This window comes from Aeromonas sp. s13 (assembly GCF_040907905.1).
In the GTDB taxonomy this organism is placed as follows: domain Bacteria; phylum Pseudomonadota; class Gammaproteobacteria; order Enterobacterales; family Aeromonadaceae; genus Aeromonas; species Aeromonas veronii.
Genome location: NZ_JBFOCS010000048.1, coordinates 1 through 21,495, shown reverse-complemented (window position 1 = coordinate 21,495; position 21,495 = coordinate 1). Strand labels below are relative to the sequence as shown.

Annotated in this window: 22 protein-coding genes; 12 read left to right on the top strand and 10 right to left on the bottom strand. The window is 61.7% G+C overall.

The window, feature by feature from the left end:
• Positions 1-102: 102 nt before the first annotated feature.
• Positions 103-1,071: an inorganic triphosphatase gene (locus AB5Y82_RS08625; protein WP_368173877.1), complete on the bottom strand. Its 969-nt coding sequence runs from the start codon at positions 1,069-1,071 to the stop codon at positions 103-105.
• A gap of 169 nt (positions 1,072-1,240) precedes the next feature.
• Between AB5Y82_RS08625 and AB5Y82_RS08620 the strand changes: the two genes are divergently transcribed.
• The gene (locus tag AB5Y82_RS08620) at positions 1,241-1,921 is read left to right on the top strand and encodes a TIGR00153 family protein (protein ID WP_005340244.1); all 681 of its coding nucleotides are present in this window, start codon (positions 1,241-1,243) and stop codon (positions 1,919-1,921) included.
• 25 nt (positions 1,922-1,946) lie between these two features.
• Positions 1,947-3,212, top strand: a complete 1,266-nt coding sequence (locus AB5Y82_RS08615; protein WP_005343043.1) for an inorganic phosphate transporter — start codon at positions 1,947-1,949, stop codon at positions 3,210-3,212.
• A 93-nt stretch (positions 3,213-3,305) separates the two neighbouring features.
• Here the strand turns inward: AB5Y82_RS08615 and AB5Y82_RS08610 are convergent, their stop codons facing one another.
• On the bottom strand, positions 3,306-5,762 hold the full coding sequence (locus AB5Y82_RS08610) for a bifunctional aspartate kinase/homoserine dehydrogenase II (protein WP_111901033.1): 2,457 nt from the start codon (positions 5,760-5,762) through the stop codon (positions 3,306-3,308).
• On the bottom strand, positions 5,762-6,934 hold the full coding sequence (gene metB / locus AB5Y82_RS08605; RefSeq protein ID WP_111901034.1) for a cystathionine gamma-synthase: 1,173 nt from the start codon (positions 6,932-6,934) through the stop codon (positions 5,762-5,764). The genes AB5Y82_RS08610 and metB overlap by 1 nt, the downstream gene beginning before the upstream one ends.
• Positions 6,935-7,139: 205 nt before the next feature.
• Here metB and metJ point away from each other — a divergent pair, with 205 nt between their 5' ends.
• The 3 genes from metJ to AB5Y82_RS08590 all read left to right on the top strand — a co-directional run bounded on the left by metJ (position 7,140) and on the right by AB5Y82_RS08590 (position 8,650).
• Positions 7,140-7,463, top strand: coding sequence for a met regulon transcriptional regulator MetJ (gene metJ, locus AB5Y82_RS08600; protein WP_005340251.1), 324 nt, complete (start codon positions 7,140-7,142; stop codon positions 7,461-7,463).
• Between the two features lie 41 nt (positions 7,464-7,504).
• The gene (locus tag AB5Y82_RS08595) at positions 7,505-8,227 is read left to right on the top strand and encodes an AraC family transcriptional regulator (RefSeq protein WP_111901035.1); all 723 of its coding nucleotides are present in this window, start codon (positions 7,505-7,507) and stop codon (positions 8,225-8,227) included.
• Between the two features lie 84 nt (positions 8,228-8,311).
• Entirely contained in the window at positions 8,312-8,650 is a 339-nt protein-coding gene (locus AB5Y82_RS08590; RefSeq protein WP_111901036.1) for a tRNA-binding protein, read from the top strand.
• 70 nt (positions 8,651-8,720) lie between these two features.
• Here AB5Y82_RS08590 and AB5Y82_RS08585 read toward each other — a convergent pair whose 3' ends face one another.
• The 3 genes from AB5Y82_RS08585 to nudE form a co-directional block, all read right to left on the bottom strand.
• Positions 8,721-9,992, bottom strand: coding sequence for an aromatic amino acid transport family protein (locus tag AB5Y82_RS08585; protein WP_111901037.1), 1,272 nt, complete (start codon positions 9,990-9,992; stop codon positions 8,721-8,723).
• Positions 9,993-10,429: 437 nt separating this feature from the next.
• On the bottom strand, positions 10,430-11,242 hold the full coding sequence (cysQ, locus tag AB5Y82_RS08580) for a 3'(2'),5'-bisphosphate nucleotidase CysQ (RefSeq protein ID WP_042053272.1): 813 nt from the start codon (positions 11,240-11,242) through the stop codon (positions 10,430-10,432).
• Positions 11,243-11,279: 37 nt separating this feature from the next.
• Positions 11,280-11,888 carry an ADP compounds hydrolase NudE gene (gene nudE / locus AB5Y82_RS08575; protein WP_181294900.1) on the bottom strand — a complete coding sequence of 203 codons (609 nt, stop codon included), beginning with the start codon at positions 11,886-11,888 and terminating at the stop codon, positions 11,280-11,282.
• 144 nt (positions 11,889-12,032) lie between these two features.
• On the opposite strand from nudE, the gene yrfG reads away from it, so the two are divergent.
• The gene (yrfG, locus tag AB5Y82_RS08570; RefSeq protein WP_368173876.1) at positions 12,033-12,713 is read left to right on the top strand and encodes a GMP/IMP nucleotidase; all 681 of its coding nucleotides are present in this window, start codon (positions 12,033-12,035) and stop codon (positions 12,711-12,713) included.
• Between the two features lie 68 nt (positions 12,714-12,781).
• On the opposite strand, the gene AB5Y82_RS08565 is transcribed toward yrfG, so the two are convergent.
• The 4 genes from AB5Y82_RS08565 to AB5Y82_RS08550 all read right to left on the bottom strand — a co-directional run bounded on the left by AB5Y82_RS08565 (position 12,782) and on the right by AB5Y82_RS08550 (position 15,383).
• Entirely contained in the window at positions 12,782-12,994 is a 213-nt protein-coding gene (locus AB5Y82_RS08565) for a hypothetical protein (RefSeq protein WP_068977307.1), read from the bottom strand.
• Between the two features lie 114 nt (positions 12,995-13,108).
• A complete protein-coding gene (locus AB5Y82_RS08560) occupies positions 13,109-13,447 on the bottom strand; it encodes a DUF1294 domain-containing protein (RefSeq protein WP_111901039.1) in 339 nt (112 codons plus the stop codon).
• A complete protein-coding gene (locus AB5Y82_RS08555) occupies positions 13,444-14,034 on the bottom strand; it encodes a sugar O-acetyltransferase (RefSeq protein ID WP_368173875.1) in 591 nt (196 codons plus the stop codon). Before AB5Y82_RS08555 ends, AB5Y82_RS08560 begins: the two co-directional genes overlap by 4 nt.
• A gap of 86 nt (positions 14,035-14,120) precedes the next feature.
• Positions 14,121-15,383: a DUF4010 domain-containing protein gene (locus AB5Y82_RS08550; RefSeq protein WP_111901041.1), complete on the bottom strand. Its 1,263-nt coding sequence runs from the start codon at positions 15,381-15,383 to the stop codon at positions 14,121-14,123.
• 217 nt (positions 15,384-15,600) lie between these two features.
• Here AB5Y82_RS08550 and AB5Y82_RS08545 point away from each other — a divergent pair, with 217 nt between their 5' ends.
• The 6 genes from AB5Y82_RS08545 (at position 15,601) to cbl (ending at position 21,394) form a co-directional block, all read left to right on the top strand.
• Complete coding sequence (locus tag AB5Y82_RS08545; protein WP_368173874.1) at positions 15,601-16,602, top strand: sulfate ABC transporter substrate-binding protein; 1,002 nt, start codon at positions 15,601-15,603, stop codon at positions 16,600-16,602.
• A 56-nt stretch (positions 16,603-16,658) separates the two neighbouring features.
• Positions 16,659-17,234, top strand: coding sequence for an RBBP9/YdeN family alpha/beta hydrolase (locus tag AB5Y82_RS08540; protein WP_368173873.1), 576 nt, complete (start codon positions 16,659-16,661; stop codon positions 17,232-17,234).
• Between the two features lie 271 nt (positions 17,235-17,505).
• Positions 17,506-18,345 (top strand): sulfate ABC transporter permease subunit CysT, encoded by an 840-nt coding sequence (cysT, locus tag AB5Y82_RS08535; protein WP_040067348.1) that lies wholly within the window; start codon positions 17,506-17,508, stop codon positions 18,343-18,345.
• Complete coding sequence (gene cysW, locus AB5Y82_RS08530) at positions 18,342-19,232, top strand: sulfate ABC transporter permease subunit CysW (RefSeq protein ID WP_368173872.1); 891 nt, start codon at positions 18,342-18,344, stop codon at positions 19,230-19,232. The genes cysT and cysW overlap by 4 nt, the downstream gene beginning before the upstream one ends.
• Positions 19,233-19,255: 23 nt before the next feature.
• Positions 19,256-20,323, top strand: coding sequence for a sulfate/molybdate ABC transporter ATP-binding protein (locus AB5Y82_RS08525; protein WP_368173871.1), 1,068 nt, complete (start codon positions 19,256-19,258; stop codon positions 20,321-20,323).
• A gap of 123 nt (positions 20,324-20,446) precedes the next feature.
• Positions 20,447-21,394, top strand: coding sequence for an HTH-type transcriptional regulator Cbl (gene cbl, locus AB5Y82_RS08520; RefSeq protein ID WP_268011579.1), 948 nt, complete (start codon positions 20,447-20,449; stop codon positions 21,392-21,394).
• Positions 21,395-21,495: the final 101 nt, after the last annotated feature.

Sequence of the window (21,495 nt, the reverse complement as noted above, 5' to 3'; positions counted from 1 at the left end):
TTGAAATACAGAACCCCCGATGCAGTACATAGGGGGTTCTGAGTAGAGAAATGCTAGTTGAAAATGTGTAAACCTATTTCAGGACTAGACACATCGCACCACTCAGGCTGCGTGATGCAGCCATGCGGCGATGGCCAGCTGCAACTCGACATACGCCGGATAGAGGAAGAGATCGGCCAGCTCGGCAGGCCACTCGTCATGCTCGTCCGACTGGGCTTGCAGATGGGCTTGCAGGTTGGTCAGGGCGGGTAGCCAGAGCACTGGTTGTGGCAGCGCGGCCGCACTGCGGGCGACCAGATCGATCCCCTGGCACAGGGCCGCGAGTGCCTGCTGTTGAATGCCTTCATCCTGCGGATGATCCAGCCAGAGCTGCTCGTGATGCTGCCAGTGGCGCAGCCCTTCGCTTACCCCCGTTATGCCATCCATACCTTCATGTTCGACCAGCGCCTGCAGGGCCAGCGGTTTGCCAAGACCAGCCAGTCGATAGCCGCGCTGGGCCTTGGATTGGGCGCCGAGGCGCAGCCCGCCGATCCTGGCGAGGCGTTGGGCCAGCGTAAACAGCGCCGCGGTCGCGCCTGATTTGAGCTCCAGTTCCAGCTCGTTGATTGTGGTGCTGCCTTGACTGCCGACTATCTCTCCCTGATCCCAGGCCAGTTCAATCTCGGCCCCCTCGAAGGCGATCAGCCAATGGCGGCGCAGGAAGTCGGTACGAAACTGGGGGACCAGCTGCTGCTGAATGTGGTCACGCTCGGTCAGGGTCGGCCAAATTTCATCGGGAAAGGCCGAGAGGGTCGGCAGATCGCCGCTTACGGGAGCGTTGTACTCGGGTCTGGCATGCAGGCCGCCCACCACCTGGCCACGGCATTTGATGGTCTGCTCGGCGAAGGCGTCGCAGCGGCGAATGCGCAGTCCCATCTCCAGCTGGCGCAGAGCCAAGGTCGGCGTATCGAAATAGACGTTGCCGAGCTGCTGTTGTGATGATTCTTTAATCTCAAGAGAATTCAGCAGGTTGGATAACTTGGCTTGAATGTCGCGGGCGACAAAAAACTTTATCTCGATCTCAGTTTGCATAGTCATTCCGGGCTGGCAGGCAACTTTGGGGGGCAGGATTCGGGTCGCGGGGATATAATGCCCGCGAGACGACTAGATTAATTCGCGGTTTAATTGAGGGCGCAGTTCGGTTACCATGCGCGCCTCATAAAATCGTATCGAGTGTTTTTTCACCGACACAGGTTTGGCCATGCCAGTAAATACTATTTTGGGGCTTTTTGCCAAGTCCCCCATCAAGCCGCTGCAGAAGCATATCGTCAAGGTTCACCAGTGCTCCCAGCAGTTGGTTCCCTTCTTTGACGCCGTTGCCGAAGACCGTTGGGAAGATGCCGAGAAGATCCGGCAGCAGATCGCCCAGCTGGAAAAAGAGGCAGATACCCTCAAGCGTGAAATCCGTCTGAAACTGCCTCGCGGCCTGTTCCTGCCGGTTGCACGTACCGACCTGCTGGAGCTGTTGACCCAGCAAGACAAGATTGCCAACCGTGCCAAGGATATCTCCGGCCGCATGCTTGGTCGTCGCATGGAGTTCCCCGCCGAAATGCGGACGGATTTCATGGCTTACCTCAAACGTTGTATTGATGCGACCGCTCAGGCCGAGAAAGCGATCGGGGAGCTCGACGAGCTGCTCGAGACCGGCTTCAAAGGACGGGAAGTGGAAATGGTTGCCGAGATGATCCACCAGCTGGATCTGATCGAGGACGATACAGACACCATGCAGATCGGACTGCGCCAACAGCTGCAAGCGGTTGAGCACAATTACAATCCGATCGATGTGATGTTCCTTTACAAGATCCTCGAATGGGTAGGTGACCTGGCAGATCAGGCCGAGCGCGTAGGCGCCCGTCTGGAACTGATGCTGGCTCGTTCGTAATCGACTGACTGGGTAAACACTACTAATGGACATTATCGCGAATTACGGCACCACTCTGGTGCTCGTGGCGGCCTTGTTCGGCTTTTTGATGGCTTGGGGCATTGGCGCGAATGACGTAGCCAACGCCATGGGCACATCGGTCGGCACCAAATCCCTGACCATTCGTCAGGCGATCATCATTGCCATGATCTTCGAATTTGCCGGTGCCTATCTGGCCGGTGGCGAAGTGACGGCCACCATCCGTAACGGCATCATCGACAGCAATGCGTTTGTCGACAGCCCGGACCTGCTGGTACTCGGCATGATCGCCTCCCTGCTGGCGGCAGGCGCCTGGTTGATCCTCGCCTCCTACTTCGGCTGGCCCGTCTCCACCACTCACTCAATCATCGGCGCCATCGTCGGTTTCGCTGTGGTGAGCATTGGCCCGGAAGCGGTGCAGTGGAGCAAGTTTGGCGGCATCGTCGGCTCCTGGGTCATCACCCCGGCCATCTCAGGTGTCATCGCCTACTTCATGTTCATCAGCGTGCAGAAGCTTATCTTCAACACTGATGATCCCCTGAACAACGCCAAGCGCTATGTGCCGTTCTACATGTTCCTGACTGCGCTGGTTATCTGTCTGGTGACCATCAAGAAGGGGCTGACCCACGTCGGTCTGCACCTGAGCGATGGCGAGGGCATTCTGCTTTCCATCGCCATCTCCATCGCAGTGGCGTTTGCCGGCTGGATCTACATTCGCGGCCAGAAGTACAACCCGCAGGATGACAGCAAGATGCACTTCGCCAACGTGGAGAAGGTGTTCGGCATCCTGATGGTGATCACCGCCTGTGCCATGGCCTTTGCCCACGGCTCCAACGATGTGGCCAACGCCATTGGCCCGCTCTCTGCGGTGGCCTCGATCGTGGCTTCCGGTGGCGAGATTTCCAGTCAGGCTGCCATTGCCTGGTGGATCCTGCCCCTTGGCGGTATCGGTATCGTGATCGGTCTGGCGACCATGGGCGAGAAGGTGATGGCGACGGTCGGTACCGGCATCACTCACCTGACCCCGAGCCGCGGTTTCGCCGCCCAGCTGGCCACTGCCGCGACTGTGGTGATTGCCTCCGGTACCGGTCTGCCCATCTCCACCACCCAGACCCTGGTCGGTGCTGTGATGGGTGTCGGTCTGGCGCGCGGTATTGCGGCGTTGAATCTGGGTGTTCTGCGCAACATCGTGGTCTCCTGGATCATCACCCTGCCTGCCGGTGCCATCCTGGCTATCGCCATCTTCTACGTGCTGCAGGCCTGCTTCTCCTAATCGAAGCGGCATTCAGCAAAAAGCCCGAGTCATCGACTCGGGCTTTTTTATTGTGCGTGGGAGCTGAGGCGCTGCTCCCTTTGCATATCAGCCTTAGAGGCTGGCGCAGATCTGCCACAGATCGTACTGGATAGCGGCGGCGGTCACTTCCCGGCCCGCCCCCGGCCCCTGGATCACCAGCGGGTTGGTGCGATAGCTGTCGCTCTCGATGGCGAAGATGTTGTCGCATGGCAAGAGGTTGGCAAACGGGTGGTGGGGCTCCAGCGCCTCCAGTCCGACCCGCGCCTTGCCGTCATGCTCGAAGCGGGCCACGTAGCGCAGCACCTTGCCGAGGCGCTTGGCCCCTTCGAAGGCGGTCTGGATCGGGCCATCCAGCTCTTTCAGTCTGTCCATGAACTGATCGGCTGTCACCTTGCGCAGCGGGACGGGCACCAGATTCTCCAGCTCGATATCGGCGGAGTCGAGCTCGAAGCCCGCCTCCCGCGCCAGAATAAGCAGCTTGCGACGCACATCCTGACCGGAGAGATCCTCGCGGGGATCCGGCTCGGTCAGGCCGTGCTGCCACGCCTCGTCCACCAGCTCGGAGAAGGGGCGGGTGCCATCATACTGCTGGAACAGCCAGGAGAGGGTGCCTGAGAAGATGCCGGAGACCCCCTGAATGCGGTCGCCGCTCTGGCGCAGCATCTGGATGCTGGACTGGATTGGCAGCCCGGCGCCCACGGTGGCGTTGTAGCGCCACTGCACCTGATGGTCGCGGCAGGTCTGCTTGATGCGCTGGTAGAACTCGCTGTCGGCGGCACCGGCAAACTTGTTGGCGGCGATGATATGAATGCCGAGCTGGGCAAAATCCGGATAGTAGCGGCTCACCGTTTCGCTGGCGGTCATGTCCAGCGCAACCAGCGCATCGAAGCCGTGCTGCTCAAGCTGGGAGAGCAACTCCGGCCAGATCAGCGGCTTGGGATTGAAGTTGTCCTGTACCTTGAGGGGGTTGAGCCCCTCTTCATCGAGCAGACCCCCCTCCGAGCTGAACACCCCGTAGAGGGTGAGCGCCAGATTGAGTTCATGTTCCAGCCGTGCCTTTTCGCGGGCGTAGAGGCTGAGCCAGTGGCCGCCGATATTGCCCTTGCCGAACACCACCAGTCCGACCCGGGTCGGGCGGCTGAACAGGGCGCTGTGCAGGGCGATGAGCAGCGGCTCCAGCACTACCTGACGCAGCACGGCCACCAGACTCAGGCCATCTCGGGCCACCTGTACGAACTCCAACGGTTGATCTGCCAGCAGCTGATAGAAGCGGTGACACTGCTCCGCGTTGTCGGTGACACCGGCGCCGACCAGCGCCACCAGACTGTACCCCTCTTTCTGGATGAGGCCGGTGAAGCTCCCTTGCAGCTGGAAGTCGCGCAGCAGCTCGAAGGCGCCTTGTGCCACCTCGAGGGTGTAGGCGAGGCGCAGGACCCGGCGATCCGGCTGGCGCTGCAGGGTGAGCGGGTTGAGGCGATGGCGGGCCAGATGGGCCTCGATGGCCGCCACCGTCTGCTCATAATGGGTCTGCGGCAGCACCTTGAGCTCGATGAGAGCGATCTGATCCACCGAGGAGACGATGCGGGCGCCGCCGGAGCGGGGGGCACGGCGCAGGATATGGGTGCAGCCCTCATCCGGGTTGTAGCTGCAGCGCAAAGTGAGCCGCTGGCGGCTGTCGGCCACTGGCTGCAGGGTGCGCGAGTGCAGCACCGAGGAGCCGAGGCGGGCCAGCTCGTTGGCTTCGGCGAGGCTCAGGCGCTCCAGCAGGCGAGCTTCTTTCACCCGACGCGGGTCGGCGCTGTAGACACCGGCCACGTCGCTCCAGATGGTGGTGGATTCGCCGTCTGCCAACAGGGCCAACAGGCTGGCGCTGTAGTCGGAGCCGTTGCGACCGAGCAGCAGGGAGCGACCCTCCATGTCGGCGGCGATAAAGCCGGTCACCACGATGCGGCCGGCGTGTTCCGCCAGCCGCGCCTTGAGCAGTTCGCTGGAGAGCGCGGTATCCACCTTGACCAGGGCGCCATCCTCGGCGCGCAGGAAGCTGCGGGCATCGAGCCAGATGGCCTTGTCGCCGCGACTGGTGAGCAGGGCCGCCAACAGGCGCGCCGACCACACCTCGCCAAAGGCGAGCAGACCGTTGCGCTCGAAGCGGTCAAACTGCCCCTCCAGGGTCTTGGCGATCAGCTGCATGTCGTCGGCCAGCTGCTGGCTCAGTTCGAGGTGGAGTTCCCCTTCCAGCAGGCCGTCGATCAGGCTCTGTTGATAGGCCTGCAGGGCCGAGATGGCCTCGCCGGCGGCTTCATCCCCGGCTTCGGCCAGCTCCACCAGCTGGATCAGCCGGTTGGTGGTCTTGCCGGCGGCGGAGACTACGATCAGCTCGTCGCCACCCACCTGTTGTTCAACGATGCTGGCGACCCGGCGATAGCAGACCGGATCCGCCAGACTGCTGCCACCAAATTTGTGGACGTGACGTCGCTTCAATCCTGCTTCTGCTGCCACCGCGATCTCTCCTTGTTGCTGCTGTTCCATTACTTCGCTACCTGTTCTGCCTGCTGCGCCTGTTCAAAAGCCTGAGCCAGATCGGCCACCAGGTCTTCACCGTGTTCAATACCGACCGACAACCGCAGCAGCTGGGCGCTGATACCTGCTGCCTGCTGCGCGACCGGGGTCATGGCCCTGTGGGTCATGCTGGCCGGATGGGCCACCAGACTCTCCACCCCGCCGAGGGACTCGGCTACCGAGAAGAGGGTGAGGGCCGCGAGGAAGGCGCGAATACCCGCCTCGCTGCAATCGAGTTCAAAACTTAGCATGGCGCCGAAGCCGGACTGTTGACGGCGCGCAATATCATGGCCCGGATGGCTCGGCAAGCTGGGGTGATAGATGCGTTTCACCAGCGGCTGCTGTTGCAGGAAGGCGAGGATGCGGTCGGTGTTCTCCTGATGGGTGCGCAATCTGGGGGCCAGAGTGCGCAGACCGCGCAGGGTGAGGTAGGAGTCGAACGCCCCGGAGGTGAGCCCCAGACAGTTGGCCCACCACACCAGCGACTCCGCCAGTGCGGCCTCCTTGGCGATCGCCACTCCGCCCACCACGTCGGAGTGACCGTTGATGTACTTGGTGGTGGAGTGCACCACCACGTCGGCACCGAGGGCCAGGGGTTGTTGCAGCAGGGGGGAGAGGAAGGTGTTGTCCACCACCACCTGCGCACCCACCTCGTGGGCGGCGCTGGCAATGGCGCTGATATCCACCACCCGCAGCAGCGGGTTGGAGGGGGTCTCGACCCATACCAGCGCAGGCTTCCGGGCCAGCGCGGCGGCCAGTGCGGCCTCATCCCCCTGATCGACAAACTGCACCCGGTAGTGGCCCTTGGCCGCCAGATACTCGAACAGGCGCCAGGTGCCGCCGTAGCAGTCGTGGGGGGCGAGCAGCAGATCCCCCGCCTTGAGCAGTGCTGTGGTGACCAGATGGACGGCGCCCATGCCGGTGCCGGTAACCACGGCGCCAGCGCCCCCTTCCAACGCCGCCAGCGCGTCCGCCAGATTGGTGCGGGTCGGATTGCCGGAGCGGGCATAATCGTATTGACGGGGCTCGCCAAAGTCGGCAAAGGTGTAGTTGCTGGAGAGGTAGATGGGGGGCACCACGGCACCGTGTTGCTGGTCTGTCTCAATCCCGGTGCGAACCGCCAGGGTAGCCTTGTGGGTCATATCACTCTCCTTGATGTCTCTTTACACGCCGGCATCTTGCTGCCACGCGCCATCCCGCCATTGCGGGCTCATGGACAACCACACTACGCCAGCTTAAAAAAGCCGTCAACACTTCTAGACGTCTAAATGGCTTTGCTGTTGGATTGCCATTAATTTCCTTAAGGGTTAAAATCCGCGCTCACGGCTAAATGAGAACAGGTGAGTCATGGGAACAGAGTGGAACGGCGACTACGTCAGCCCCTACGCGGAACACGGTAAGAAGAGCGAACAGGTCAAGAAGATTACCGTCTCGATCCCGCTCAAGGTGTTGAAAGTGTTGACCGATGAGCGCACCCGCCGTCAGGTGAACAACCTGCGTCATGCGACCAACAGCGAGCTGCTCTGTGAAGCCTTCCTGCACGCTTTCACCGGCCAGCCGCTCCCTTGCGACGAAGACTTGCGCAAGGATCAACCGGACAGTGTCCCGGCCGAAGCGCGCGCCATCATGGAAGCGCTGGGCAAAGAGATCGAAGATTTCGACAAGGAATAACCCCCAATGACGCGGCCCTGGCCGCGTCATTGCTATCAGCCATGTCCCGCTTCAGCCTGCGCCACTATCACCACCATGTCTGCAGTCATAGCCACGACTTTGCCCAACTGGTGATCCCCCTCGACGGCCCCCTCGAGATCGAGGTGCAGGGCCGGGGGCACAGGCTTGTCCCCGGTTCTGCTTGCGTCATCGCTCCCGGCGAGCGGCACGACTACGCCGCCGATCCCGCGCTTTCGTTTCTGGTGCAGGAGAGCGACTGGCTGCCCGGGGATCTGGCAGTCCGCCCCTTTATCGAGCTGGATGAGCCTCAGCGCCACTACCTCGCGTTTCTGCACCGCATGGTGGCCGAGGGGCGGCAGGTGGCGGGCATGGAGCAGGTGTGGCTCTCCCTGCTGGCGGAAGGGCAGGGGATGCAGAGCGCAGCCATTCCACGCCTTGCCGCCCGCATTCTCAAGGTGCAACGCCATATCGAGGCCAACCTCGCTGCCCCGCTGACCAATCAGCAACTCGCCGTCATCGCCTGTCTTGGCCAGAGCCAGTTCAAGCTCGCCTTTCGCCAGCAGCTGGGGATGAGCGTCTCCCACTACATTCGCAGCCGACGCATGGCGCTGGCGCGTACCCTGCTTGCCGGTACGCAACTGCCTGTTGGCGAGATTGCCAGCCGCTGCGGCTACCAGAATCAGGGGGCGTTCAGCGAGCGCTTCCTGGCCGAGAGCGGGCTCACTCCGTCCCTCTGGCGCCAGCAAAACGGCCACCTGCCATAACGAAACGGCTGATCGCCGAAGACGGGATGCTCTCTTTGGGCCATGCTGCGGGTCATGCAAGGTGCACGATAAACAGGAGCCGAAATGGAGACGATTAGCTGGCAGGATTTCGAGGTGGTGGAGCTGAGGGTGGGCACCCTGGTGCGGGTCGAGCCGTTTCCCGAAGCACGTAAACCGGCCTACAAGGTGTGGGCGGATTTTGGCCCTGAACTGGGGATTCGCAAGAGCAGCGCCCAGATCACCGCACTCTACCAGCCAGAGCAGCTGGTGGGCCGCCAGATCATCGCCGTAGTCAACTTCCCGACCAAACAGATAGGGCCGTTTCAGTCGGAGTTTCTACTGACCGGTTTCTATCGGCCGGATGGCGCCGTAGTGATGGCTATCCCCGAGCGGGAGGTGGAGAACGGCGCCAAGCTGGGCTGAGTTCACACCCGAACAGAGAGAAGAGAGGCGACCCAAGGTCGCCTCTCTTTTTGTTATCTGCTGCGAGTCGTTACTTCAACAGGCTGAAGATCAGCGCCGATACCGCCAGCGAACCGGTCAGCAGGATAAAGCCGTTGGTCCAGCCGTGACGGAAGCGGGCCAGTGCCTCCACCTTGTAGATTGCAATCACCGGCATGATGAACAGGATCATGGCGATGACCGGGCCGGAGAGGGTCTCCATCAGCCCCAGAATGCCCGGGTTGATGACGGCGGCCCCCCAGATAGAGAAGAACATCAGGGCGATACCGACTTTGTCCGCCTTGGCCAGCGGCAGGCCGGTAGGCTTGGCGATCAGGCTTTTCAGGCTTTCACGGGCACCGAGGAAGTGGCCAAGGAAGGAGGAGCTGATGGCGATAAAGGCGATGAGCGGTCCCAGAGTCACGATCACCGGGTTATCGGTGATGTTGGCGAGATAGGAGAGCACAGAGACGTTCTGGGCCTTGGCTTCAGCCAGCTGGGCTGGCGAGAGGCTCAGCACGCAGGAGAAGACGAAGAACAGCACGAAGCCCACCAGCATTACTGTGGTGTTGCGCAGGATCAGGCCGCTCTTGGCTTCTGCCTGCTCGCCATATTCACGGCGCTGCACGTTGGCAAAACCGGAGATGGCTGCGGCGTGGCTGAAGGCGAACACGGTGACCGGCAGCGCCAGCCAGACGGTGTTGAGGAAGCTGACCCCTTCAAACGCCGTCACTTCCGGCCATTGCCACTGAGGGATCAGGTAGCAGGAGAGGGCCGCCAGAATGGCCGCCAGCGGATAAACCATAAAGGCGAAGGCGCGCAGCATCGCTTTCTCACCCGCCAGCATCACGGCGATCATGGCAAATACCAGCACGCCGGAGAGCATCACCCGATCCGGAGTCGTCATGCCGAGCTGGTTGACCATAAAGCTCTCCACCGTGTTGGTCAGCCCGACCCCGTAGATGAGCAGGATCGGGAAGATGGAGAGGAAGTAGAGTGCCGAGATAAGGCGACCGGCCATCTTGCCGAAATGCTCCTCCGCCACTTCAGTGAAGTCGGCGTGGGGACGTGAAGAGGAGAGCACGAAGCGCGCCAGCCCGCGGTGGGCGAGGAAGGTCATGGGGCCTGCCAGTACTGCGACGATGACGAGGGGCCAGATGCCGCCCAGACCCAGATTGATGGGCAGGAACAGGATACCGGCGCCAACGGCGGTGCCAAACAGGCTGATAACCCAGTGGGTGTCGTGACGGCGCCAGCGGGTGGTGCTGGCAGTGGTGGAGCAGGAACCGGATAGCTCCTTGGTAGCCTCTACAGATAAACTCATTACTAATTCACTTTTTGTTAGTGTTTTAATCTGAGTTCATTGTGGTTTATCGGGATTTAATTCTCAAAAAGCGAGACTGAAACATATCACTGCCATTGCGGGGTTTAGCCAGCGAGATTGGGAATGGAATCTGGGTCACAGAATGCAACAAAACTAACATTTGCCATTTTTGTGAAATATAAAACCAAAATTTGATCGGCTATCATTTTTTTATTTTGGCTAATCAGGTGTTTTCAGAATTACGTGAAAAATCGCACCATTTCTCGCCGACCGATTGTGATGTTTCACTATCATTTTGCCGCTTTGCCAGCGTATCACGCTGTTCAAGAGTGCCTTGACCAGCGGATCACACCGGCCATCACTCGGGGAAACTTCCCTGAAAAAGCAGGCGGCCCGATGGCCGCCTGCTTGTCTGGTGTGATGATATCGCTATCCGCCTAGTGGGCCAGAATGCTACCCCAGGCGAGGTCCGGATCCCCCATCACGATAAAGTCCGGGTTCTCCAGCGACTCGGTTTCGTTGTAGCTGAGTGGCTGCAACGCCAGGCTGAGGATACGGCCACCGGCTGCCTCGACGATGCACTGGGCGGCGGCGGTGTCCCACTCGCCGGTGGGGCCGAGCCGCACGTAGCAATCGGCCGCCCCTTCCGCCACCAGACAGGATTTGAGGGAGCTGGAACCAAGCGGGATCAGCTCGTAGTTGATGGCCGGGTTGAGACGGCGGGTGAGGTTTTCCAGCTTCTGGCGGCGGCTGATGGCGACCACCAGCGAGTCGGGCTGGTCATGCTCATGATGCATGGCGCTGATGGGCAACACCTCGCCATTCACCTCCTTGAAGGCGCCGTAGCCGCGCACTGCCCAGTAGAGCACGTTGGACTCGGGAGCATAGATGACCCCGAGCACCGGCACATTGTCCCGCACCAGGGCGATCAGGGTGGCGAAATCGCCGCTGCCCGCGATAAATTCGCCGGTACCGTCGAGGGGATCCACCAGCCAGTACTGCCGCCAGTTGGATCGCTGGCTGAAGGGGATGTCGGCTGCCTCTTCGGTCAGCACCGGCACATGGGGAGTGAGCGCCGACAGCGCCTGCTTGAGGTAGGCATCGGCAGCAAGATCGGCACTGGTGACCGGGGTCGCATCCTCCTTCAGCTGACGCTCGAACTGACCGCCGTGATAGATGTCGTGAAGGATCCTTCCGGCTTCGCGGGCAATCTCCTTGACCCCCGGCACCCAGGCCAACAACTCCTGCATCTCGTTATCCTCTGTCTGTTAACTGCCCGTCTGCGGGCTACTCTGCCTGCTCCGCCAGCCACTTTTGGGCCAAGAGCAGGGCACTGATGCTGCGCGACTCGGTGAAGTCGGGTCGCGCCAGCAATTCGTCGATCCGGTTGAGTGGCCAGGGGATCACCTCCAGCGGTTCGGGTTCATCGCCGATCCGCTGTTCGGGGAAGAGATCCCGCGCCAGCAAAATATCCATCCGGCTGGAGAAGTAGCCGGGGGCCAGCGACACCTGCTTGAGCAAGGTCAGGCTGTTGGCGCCAAAGCCCGCCTCCTCCATCAGCTCCCGGTTGCCCGCCTCGAAGGCATCTTCGCCCGGGTCGATCAGCCCCTTGGGAAAGCCCAGCTCGTAGGAGTGGGTGCCGGCGGCATATTCGCGCACCAGCAGCAGGGTGTGGGCGTCGAACAGCGGCACCACCATGACGGCGCCCCGGTTGCCGCCGCGCATCCGCTCGTAGACCCGCTCTTCGCCGTTGGAGAATTTGAGGTGTAGCGATTCCACCTTGAACAGTCGGCTCTCGGCTACGATATCGGCCTTGAGGATCTCCGGCTTGCTCTTGGGGTGATCCAGTTGGTCGGCAGAGATGTGTTCGGGTTTGCTCTTGTGGGGGGCGCTCATCGGACGCTGGCTGCTCGTTAAAAAATCGTGCTTCAAGAGTAAACGACTCTCACACCGAACACCACGGGCCAGGGATGGCAAAGGGGGAGGAAAAATCCGTTATACTGCCGCCCCGTTTTCCGAGATCCGCGATCAAGAGGCCCGATGCCACACTCCCGCTCCACCACCTTGCCATGGCACCAGATAGATACCGTTTTGCTCGATATGGATGGCACCCTGATCGATCTGCATTTTGACAACCACCTCTGGCAGCAGCTGGTGCCGGAGCGTTACGCCGAGCGGCTCGGGCTGCCACTGGATGAAGCCAAAGCGCAGATCGATGTCCACTATCACGCCGTCAACGGCACCCTCAACTGGTACTGCGTGGATTACTGGAGCGAGACCCTGGAGCTCGACATCCGTGCCCTCAAGCAGGAGCTGCTGGCGAAGATCCAGTGGCGTCCCCACGCCATCCCCTTTCTGGCCGCGCTGCGCGCCGCGGGCAAGAAGTTGGTGCTTTTCACCAACGCCCACCCCGCCAGCCTGTCGGTGAAGGATGCGCAGCTGGGGCTGAGCGATCATCTGGATCTGATGGTGAGTACCCACGAGCTGGGCTGGTCGAAGGAGAGCCAGCACTGCTGGCAGGCGCTGGCCGAGCGGCTGGCGTTCGATCCGACCCGCACCCTGTTTGTGGATGACAGCGAGCGGATCCTGCGGGCGGCCGCCGACTATGGCATCGGTTATCAGCTGGCGATCCAGAATCCGGACAGCTGCAAGCCGGAGCAGAGCATCACCGCTTTTCCGGCGATCCGCGATTATGCGGAGTTGCTGCCGCTGGCAATCTGAATCAGTTCAAACAAGAGAGGGCTGCATCATGCAGCCCTCTCTGTATCTGAAACCTGGCGGTGAAAAAATCACAGCTCCCGAAACGGGCGCCGTTTCTCTTCCTCGATGACGATCGCCTCCAGATTGGCGACCCGTTCTTGCAGCTCCCGAATGACCAGATCCTGCTTGCCGAGGCGGTCGGTGATGCGGGCATCCCCCATCTGGTAGCGAGCCCGCTTGCCGAGGTATCCGAACAATAGGCTGATAAATACGATCAGGACTATACCTGTCCACATGGTCATGTCACGACTCCTTGTCGTCTATAGACGGCGAAAACGCTGATGAGATCTGCTCTGTTTTCTCACAGCTGCCGGGCGGCAGCAATGGGGCCCATTGTCCCTTTGTGACGCAGACAGCTATTGCTGCCAGAGTGGCCGCCCGACCCAGAGCGCCCACAGGGTGAGGTGCAGCAGCACGATAAACCAGAAGACCAGCCGGTAGCTGCGCTTCTGGGTCTTGTGGCGCAGCCACTGGCGGGCAACCAGCGCCCCCGGCCAGCCGCCGCACAGCTCCAGCAGATGGAGCCTCGATTCGGGAATGCGCCACTCGCCCCGCACCGCCTGCCGCTTGTCCCAGGCGTAGGCTGCCAGCGTCAGCAGACTCATGGTCAGCAGTGCGGCCAGCGGCCACCACTGCTGCTCGCCTAGGCCGAGCCAGAGGGCGGCGCCCAGTGGCAGCAGCGCCAGCGCCATCATTGGGCCAACTCCCAGCAGCGCTCCTCGTCCTGCTTGAGGGTGCGGATCACCTTGGCCGGATTGCCCACCGCCACCGAGTCGGCCGGGATGTCGCGGGTCACCACGGCGCCGGCACCTATGATGGAGCGCGGCCCTATGGTGACGCCGGGGCAGATGATGGCGCCGCCACCAATCCAGCAGTCGTCACCGATCCGCACCGGCTTGTTGTAGGCGGTCCAGTTGCGTCGCTCCAGATAGTTCATGGTGTGGGTGGCGGTGTAGATCTGCACGTTGGGGGCCAGCAGCACATGGCTGCCGATGTGCACTTCGCCCACGTCGAGAATGGTGACGTTGAAGTTGAAGAAGGTCTTCTCGCCGATATGGATGTTGCGGCCGAATTCGCAGGTAAACGGCGTGCTGATCCAGCAGGAGTTGGGGCAGTGGCCGAACAGCTCGCGGCAAATCTGCTGGCGCAAAGGGCTATCGCCCGCCGATGAACCGTTGAGCTTGGCCAGCAGCGCCTGACCGCGGATCCGGTCGTTGGCGATCTCCTCGCTCTGGCTATCCAGTGCCCCGCCTGCCAGTACCTTGTCCCAGTCGCTCGCCATTGCTACCTCCTCATGCTGCAAGAGGTGGCAGTATACGTGACAAGCGCGAGAGGCGTCAGTCTGTCACTTCTGGCAGGTGATCCCCGTCAACCTGCGGGCCAGACGAGGGGCAGGATCAGCAGGGCCGAGACGAAGTAGGGGAGCAGCACCCGCAGCCCCAGCCGGCGGCCGCCTATCCCCAGGGCCAGCAGCCCCTTCACCAGCGAGTTGACCAGCCCGGCTAGCAGGATGCCGCGGGCCGCCACCTCCAGCGCCAGCTCCTTGTGGGAGAGTTGGGAGAGCGACAGCGTGATGGCGTCCACATCTGTGATCCCCGACACCAGCGACAGCAGATAGACCCCGGAGTTGCCTACCTTGTCTTGCAGCAGAGTTGCCATAAAGCCGATCAGCGCCAGCAGCAGGCCGAACTTGATGGCGGTGGCGAGATCGAGCGGGTTGCTGGTTTCCGGTTTTACCGGGCCGTCGGTCAGCTCCTCGCGCTGACGCCAGAACCAGAAGGCAAAGCCGTAGACTGTGGTGGCCAGCAGCAACAGGGGGGCGATGAGGCGCATCGCCAGCTCGCTGTGAATCAGCAGCACCAGTACCAGCAGCCGCAGCCACATGGTGGCCCCCGCCAGCAGGATGCCGGTGGCCAGCAGTCGCTCCAGCCCGCCCTGCTCCTTGTTGAGACGGGCGAACTGTAGGGTGAGGGCGGTGGAGGAGGCCAATCCCGCCAGTATGCTGGTGAGCACCAGCCCGGCGCGGGTGCCGAGCAGACGAACCGCGAAGTGGCCACAAAACGAGATGCCGGCGATCACCACCACCATCAGCCAGATCTTGAAGGGATTGAAGGCATCAAGGGGCCCCATCTCCTCGTTGGGCAGCACCGGCAGCAGCACCAGCGAGATAAGCAGAAAGCGCAGGGTGGCGTGGAATTCGGTTTCGCTGAGAAACAGCATCCCCTGCTGGATCTGTCCCTTCAAGCCCATCAACAGGGCGGCCAGCACGGCGCAGGCCACCGCTTCGCTCGGGCTCAGCAGCACCGACATCAGCCCCAGCAAATAGGTGAGCAGCATAGCTACCGAGCTGGTGAGGCCAAACTCCCCTTGCCAGCGCTGGGCCAGCCAGACCGAGAGGCCGCAGCCGATCACCACCGTTAGAAGGCCGAGCAGCGGCAGCCAGGGGCCCAGGGTAGGCAGCAGCAAACCGCACACCCCGCCGAGCAGGCCGATGAGGCCGTAGGTACGCATCCCGGCGATGCGCTGGTTATCACCCAGCTGGCGAACCTGCCAGCCCCGTTCCAGTCCGATAATCAGGCCGATGGCCAGCGAGACCAGGGCACCGTTGACGGGTTCTGCATTGATCCACATAACGACTTCCTTTTCGTCATCTGCCTGCCTTGTTCCCATGATGGCACAGCGCTTGAGGTCACAGAGGGGCATGGCTCACAGAGTGTGCGTCCGGCTCCCGGTGCGGGTAGCTGAGCTGATATGAGCAAAAGAGATAAGCAAAGAGTTATTTCTTTCTTCTGGGCATAACAACTCCACGGCATGCTGTTCTCAACCCAACAAGATATGGAGTATCACCATGAAACTGCGAATGACCGCCCTGACCCTGCTCTCTCTGTTGGCATTGGGCCAGGCCAATGCCGCCGAGATCCGCCTGCTCAACGTCTCTTACGATCCGACCCGCGAGCTGTTTCAGGAGTACAACTCCGCCTTTGCCAAGGAGTGGAAGGCCAAAACCGGCGACGACGTGGTGGTGAGCCAGTCTCACGGTGGCTCCGGCAAGCAGGCCCGCGCCGTGGTGGATGGACTGGAGGCCGACGTGGTATCGCTGGCGCTGGCCTACGATGTCAACGCCATCGCCAAGGAGGGGCTGACCGCTGCCGACTGGCAGAGTCGCCTCGGCAACAACGCCTCGCCCTATACCTCCACCATTGTCTTCCTGGTGCGCAAGGGCAATCCCAAGCAGATCAAGGATTGGGATGATCTGGTGCGCAAGGATGTCGCCATCGTGACTCCCAACCCCAAGACCTCTGGCGGGGCACGCTGGAACTATCTGGCCGCCTGGGGCTATGCCCTGAAGAAGAGCGGCAGTGAAGAGGGGGCCAAGCAGTTTGTCGGCGATCTCTTCAAGAACGTGAAGGTGCTGGACTCAGGCGCCCGCGGTGCCACCACCAGCTTTACCGAGCGCGGTCTCGGTGACGTGCTGCTGGCGTGGGAGAACGAAGCCCTGCTGGTGCTTGGTCAGGCGGGGGCCAGCGACAAGTTCGAGCTGGTGGTGCCTTCGGTCTCCATTCTGGCGGAGCCGCCGGTCGCGGTGGTGGACAAGGTGGCCAGGAAGCACGGTACCGAAGCGGTGGCCAAGGCCTATCTCGATTATCTCTACTCTGACGAGGGGCAGCATATCGTCGCCAAACATCACTATCGCCCCAGCAACCCGGCGATCCTGAAGGAGACGGCAGCCCAGTTCCCGCAGCTTGCCTTCTTTACCGTCAAGGATCTGGAAGGGGATTGGGAGAAAGCCCAGAAGAAACACTTCGCCCAGGGCGGTCTGTTTGACCAGATCTATCAGCCGGGTCGTTGATAGCTTCGTTATCCATCACTGAACTGGCCCCTGTGCCAGCCGATAGGAGCACCAAGATGAACAAGATCCTCCTGGTTCCCGGTCTGCACAACAGTGGGCCGGATCACTGGCAGAGCCGCTGGCACGATCATTTTCCCCAATGGCAGCGGATGACCGGGCTACCGTGGGACAAGCCGGACCTCAGGGTCTGGAGTGCCAAGCTGGCGAGCAAGCTGAAACGTCGCCGCAGCCAGGTCCATCTGGTGGCCCACTCTTTCGGCGCCCTGACCGCCATCGCGGCGGCCCGCTTGCAGCCGGAGAAGGTGGCCTCGATCTTTCTGGTGGCGCCCGCCGATCCCGCCCGTTTTGGTATTGCGGATGAGGCCTTGGCCGGGCCGCTGCAGGTGTCGGCCCAGCTGGTGGCCAGCCGCAACGATCCCTGGATGAGCTTCGAGCGAGCCGAATACTGGAGTCGCCAGTGGCAGGTACCGCTGTTCGATGCCGGTGAGGCTGGCCATATCAATGCCCAGTCCGGTCATGGGGATTGGCATCAGGGGCTGCATTTGCTGGGGGCACTCTACCGCCGTGGTGAGCTGGTGGTGGCACCGGTCAAGACCGCATCGCCCCGGCCGGTCATACTGGGCTTTCGCTAGGTATCTGTGAAGTGGTTGGAGGGTTGGCGAGCGCGCTGTTCGTTGGCTACTCCATGCCCCCGTTCTTTGAATGCTCCGCTCCGTATTGCTCCATTTCTTAGGTCTTTTATTTATATAAAAGACCTTTTTTTATTTGGAGTGCGCCAAGAGCCTTGTGACTCTGCGGTTAGACAAAAAAGTGATTAGCAAAGTCGCAATTGATGTTTGTTGCCGATGAGGGGAGTGAGCAGAATCACCATATCGAAAATTCTTCATAACAGATGGATGTGTTATGCGATTTGGTTCTTATTCTGTCCTGCCCGGTTTTGGCCCCACCTTGGGGTTCAGCCTGCTCTATCTGGGCCTGCTGGTGCTGTTGCCGCTCTCGGCCCTGGTGCTGTTTGCGATCAACAACCTGACCGCCGCAGAGTTCTGGCAGGTGATCGGTTCACCCCGGGTGCTTGCCTCCTTTCGCCTGAGCTTCGGTGCGGCCTTTGTCGCGGCGCTACTCAACAGCCTGTTTGGCCTGATCCTGGCCTGGATCCTGGTGCGCTACACCTTCCCCGGTCGTCGTCTGGTGGATGCGCTGATCGACCTGCCATTCGCCATGCCGACCGCCGTTTCCGGCATCGCCCTGTGCGCCATCTTCGCCCCCAACGGCTGGATCGGCCAGTTGCTGGCGCCGCTCGGCATTCAGCTCGCCTACAACCCTATCGGGGTGGTCATCGCACTCACCTTTATCGGATTGCCGTTTGTGGTGCGTACCCTGCAGCCGGTGCTGCGGGAGGCTGAAACCGAGCAAGAGGAGGCAGCCGCCAGCCTCGGCGCAGATCGCTGGCAGACCTTTCTGCGAGTGCTCTGGCCCACCCTGGTGCCTGCCCTGCTGACCGGTTTTGCGCTGGCGTTTGCCCGCGGGGTGGGGGAGTACGGCTCCGTCATCTTCATCGCCGGCAACCTGCCGATGGTCTCGGAAATCGCGCCGCTGATGATCATGAGCCACCTGGAGGAGTATGACTACGCCGGTGCCTCCGCCATCGCCGTGGTGATGCTGCTGATTTCGTTCATTTTGTTACTGCTAATCAACAAGTTGCAGGCCTGGAGCTGGTCTCGCATCGGAGGGAGCCGGATATGAGTTCATCTGTTATCGCCATTGAGGCGGCCCCTGTGGAGACGGCCCCCGCTTGCAAGGCACCGGTCGTGATCCGTGAACCCCAGTGGGTCAAGTGGCTGCTCATCACGGTCGGTTTGGGCTGGTTTGCCGCCCTGTTGCTGCTGCCGTTGGCCACCGTCTTTATTCAGGCGCTGACGCCGGGGCTGGCTTTTTTCTGGCACGCCATCAGCGAGCCGGATGCCCTGAGCGCCCTCGGTCTGACAGCACTGGTGACGCTCTGCGCCGTTCCCCTCAATCTGCTGTTCGGGATTGCTGCGGCCTGGGCCATCGCCCGTTTCCGCTTCCCCGGTCGGCAGCTGCTCATCACCATCATCGATCTGCCCTTCTCGGTGTCGCCGGTGATCGCCGGGCTGATGCTGGTGTTGATGTTCGGCAGCCGCGGCTGGTTTGGTGACTGGCTGAGCGAGCACGACATCAAGATCATCTTCGCCACCCCGGGGATCATCCTGGCCACCACCTTCATTACCGTGCCCTTCGTGGTGCGCGAGCTGCTGCCTCAGATGGAGGCGCGCGGCCCTGAAGAGGAAGAGGCTGCCATCATGCTGGGGGCGAGCGGCCTGCAGATGTTCTGGCGCGTCACCCTGCCCGGTATTCGCTGGAGCCTGATGTATGGCCTGCTGCTCTGTACCGCCCGCGCGGTGGGGGAGTTTGGCGCCGTGTCGGTGGTTTCCGGCCATATTCGCGGCCAGACCAATACCCTGCCGCTGCATATCGAAATCCTCTACAACGAGTACCAGACCGGCGCCGCTTTTGCGGTGGCAAGCCTCTTGGCTCTGTTCGGGATCTTCACCCTGCTGGGTGAAACCCTGTTGGCCCGGCTGCGTGTCCAGCCCACCAAATCTCACTGAATTACCGTTTTAAAGAGGCAGCCATGAGCATTCAGGTTCAACAACTCAACAAGCATTTCAATCAGTACGCGGCGCTGGCAGACATCAACCTCGACTTTCATGACGGTGAGCTGGTGGCGCTGCTCGGCCCCTCCGGCTGTGGCAAGACCACCCTGCTGCGGATCATCGCCGGGCTGGAGCAGGCCGACAGTGGCAGCGTCATCATCCGTGGCGAGGACGCCTCGGATCTCCATGTGCGCGAGCGCAACGTCGGCTTCGTGTTCCAGCACTACGCCCTGTTTCGCCATATGACGGTGTTCGAGAACGTGGCGTTTGGTCTGCGGGTCAAACCGCGCAGTGAGCGCCCGGCCGAGACGGCGATCCGCGCCCGGGTCAAGGAGCTGCTGGATCTGGTGCAGCTCAGCCACGTGGCCGAGCGCTATCCGACCCAGCTCTCCGGCGGTCAGCGTCAGCGGGTCGCGCTGGCCCGCGCGCTGGCGGTGCAGCCCAAGGTACTGCTCTTGGACGAGCCCTTCGGCGCCCTCGATGCTCAGGTGCGCAAGGAGCTGCGCCGCTGGCTGCGCGAGCTGCACGACGAACTGCACGTCACCAGTCTGTTCGTGACTCACGATCAGGAGGAGGCGCTGGAGGTAGCGGATCGGGTGGTGTTGATGAATGCCGGACGGGTCGAGCAGATCGGCACCCCGGCCGAGGTCTATGACCAGCCCGCCAGCTCCTTCGTCCACAGCTTCCTTGGCAGCGTGAACCAGTTCCGCGGTCGGGTGGCGGCGCAGGGATTCGGTGTCGGCGAGCAGCTGCTCGGCGGGCCGTCGGCTTCTCATCTGGCAAACGGCAGTGCCGCCATCGCCTATGTCCGTCCCCATGAACTGGACATTCTGCCAGCCGATGCGCCGGGCGGGATCCGCGCCACCATCACCCGTCTGCTGCCCATGGGGCCACGCATTCGGGTGGAGCTGCGTGGCGATAGCGAGACCAAAGGGGCTCACTATGAGGCGGAGCTGAGCAAGGAGGCGGCCAAGCAGTTTTCCCCGGGACAGGGGGTGCGGCTGGTCGCCAGACAGGCGCAGTTCTATCCCGATTACCAGATTTGATGTTGTGTTGCGGGTGGCATGGCTGCCCGGGTTCAGGCGCTTTGCCGGGGCATGATCCGGCCAAATAACAAAAATGAGGGGGTGACCAGCTTGTGTCGCCCACTCTTCGCAGGAGGCGACAAGGTGAATTTTCAGCAGTTACGAATTATCCGGGAGGCAGCGCGGCGGGATTACAACCTGACCGAGGTGGCCAACGCCCTTTTTACCTCGCAATCCGGGGTGAGTCGCCATATCCGCGAGCTGGAAGAGGAGCTGGGGATCGAGTTGTTCATCCGCTACGGCAAGCGGCTGCTCGGTATGACCGAGCCGGGCAAGGAGTTGCTGGTGATTGCCGAGCGCATTCTCAATGACGCCAACAACATCCGCAAACTGGCCAGCACCTTTGCCAACCGCGACTCGGGCCGTTTGCTGGTGGCTACCACCCATACCCAGGCGCGCTATGCCTTGCCGCGGGTGGTGAAGGCGTTTCGCGAGCAGTTCCCGCTGGTACAGCTGGAGCTGCGTCAGGGCAGCCCGGAGGAGATAGTGCGGCTGGTGCAGACCGGCGAGGTGGATATCGGCATCAGCAGCGAGCAGCTCGACAAGAGCGAAGGGGTGGTGGCATTCCCCTACTACCGCTGGCACCACAACATCGTGGTGCCCGAGCAACATCCGCTGGCAGGCGAGCGGGATCTGACGCTGGCGGCGCTGGCCAACTGGCCCATCGTCACCTATCAAGCCGGGTTGACCGGGCGGGTGCGGGTGGATGAAGCCTTTGCTACGGCTGGCATTGAACCGCAGATCCTGCTGACGGCGCAGGACTCCGATGTCATCAAGACCTATGTCGAGCTGGAGATGGGGGTCGGCATACTGGCCGACATGGCGTTCGATGCCCAGCGGGATCAGGGGCTGGTGCAGCTCGATGGCAGCCATCTGTTTGCCCCCCACACCGCCTGGATTGGCCTCAAGCAGGGGCAGTTCCAGCACAACTTTGCCTGGCAGTTTATCCAGCTCTGCAACCCCGAGCTGGCGCTGGCGGATATTCAGGCCCGCGCCATGGGCTGCGAGCCCGCCCTCGACTTCCAGATTTGAATCGGAAGAGAAGAGAGAAGGGGAGCCAATGGCTCCCCTTCCTTATTGCTGGCAGATGAGATTGCCAGCGAAAACAGACGGCTTCATATGAATTTTTTCAC

Excerpts from the sequence above, each read along its gene's own strand:
- AB5Y82_RS08625 (WP_368173877.1), bottom strand. The coding sequence starts at position 1,071 with ATGCAAACTGAGATCGAGATAAAGTTTTTTGTCGCCCGCGACATTCAA.
- AB5Y82_RS08620 (WP_005340244.1), top strand. The coding sequence starts at position 1,241 with ATGCCAGTAAATACTATTTTGGGGCTTTTTGCCAAGTCCCCCATCAAG.
- AB5Y82_RS08615 (WP_005343043.1), top strand. The coding sequence starts at position 1,947 with ATGGACATTATCGCGAATTACGGCACCACTCTGGTGCTCGTGGCGGCC.
- AB5Y82_RS08610 (WP_111901033.1), bottom strand. The coding sequence starts at position 5,762 with ATGGAACAGCAGCAACAAGGAGAGATCGCGGTGGCAGCAGAAGCAGGA.
- metB (WP_111901034.1), bottom strand. The coding sequence starts at position 6,934 with ATGACCCACAAGGCTACCCTGGCGGTTCGCACCGGGATTGAGACAGAC.
- metJ (WP_005340251.1), top strand. The coding sequence starts at position 7,140 with ATGGGAACAGAGTGGAACGGCGACTACGTCAGCCCCTACGCGGAACAC.
- AB5Y82_RS08595 (WP_111901035.1), top strand. The coding sequence starts at position 7,505 with ATGTCCCGCTTCAGCCTGCGCCACTATCACCACCATGTCTGCAGTCAT.
- AB5Y82_RS08590 (WP_111901036.1), top strand. The coding sequence starts at position 8,312 with ATGGAGACGATTAGCTGGCAGGATTTCGAGGTGGTGGAGCTGAGGGTG.
- AB5Y82_RS08585 (WP_111901037.1), bottom strand. The coding sequence starts at position 9,992 with ATGAGTTTATCTGTAGAGGCTACCAAGGAGCTATCCGGTTCCTGCTCC.
- cysQ (WP_042053272.1), bottom strand. The coding sequence starts at position 11,242 with ATGCAGGAGTTGTTGGCCTGGGTGCCGGGGGTCAAGGAGATTGCCCGC.
- nudE (WP_181294900.1), bottom strand. The coding sequence starts at position 11,888 with ATGAGCGCCCCCCACAAGAGCAAACCCGAACACATCTCTGCCGACCAA.
- yrfG (WP_368173876.1), top strand. The coding sequence starts at position 12,033 with ATGCCACACTCCCGCTCCACCACCTTGCCATGGCACCAGATAGATACC.
- AB5Y82_RS08565 (WP_068977307.1), bottom strand. The coding sequence starts at position 12,994 with ATGACCATGTGGACAGGTATAGTCCTGATCGTATTTATCAGCCTATTG.
- AB5Y82_RS08560 (WP_111901039.1), bottom strand. The coding sequence starts at position 13,447 with ATGATGGCGCTGGCGCTGCTGCCACTGGGCGCCGCCCTCTGGCTCGGC.
- AB5Y82_RS08555 (WP_368173875.1), bottom strand. The coding sequence starts at position 14,034 with ATGGCGAGCGACTGGGACAAGGTACTGGCAGGCGGGGCACTGGATAGC.
- AB5Y82_RS08550 (WP_111901041.1), bottom strand. The coding sequence starts at position 15,383 with ATGTGGATCAATGCAGAACCCGTCAACGGTGCCCTGGTCTCGCTGGCC.
- AB5Y82_RS08545 (WP_368173874.1), top strand. The coding sequence starts at position 15,601 with ATGAAACTGCGAATGACCGCCCTGACCCTGCTCTCTCTGTTGGCATTG.
- AB5Y82_RS08540 (WP_368173873.1), top strand. The coding sequence starts at position 16,659 with ATGAACAAGATCCTCCTGGTTCCCGGTCTGCACAACAGTGGGCCGGAT.
- cysT (WP_040067348.1), top strand. The coding sequence starts at position 17,506 with ATGCGATTTGGTTCTTATTCTGTCCTGCCCGGTTTTGGCCCCACCTTG.
- cysW (WP_368173872.1), top strand. The coding sequence starts at position 18,342 with ATGAGTTCATCTGTTATCGCCATTGAGGCGGCCCCTGTGGAGACGGCC.
- AB5Y82_RS08525 (WP_368173871.1), top strand. The coding sequence starts at position 19,256 with ATGAGCATTCAGGTTCAACAACTCAACAAGCATTTCAATCAGTACGCG.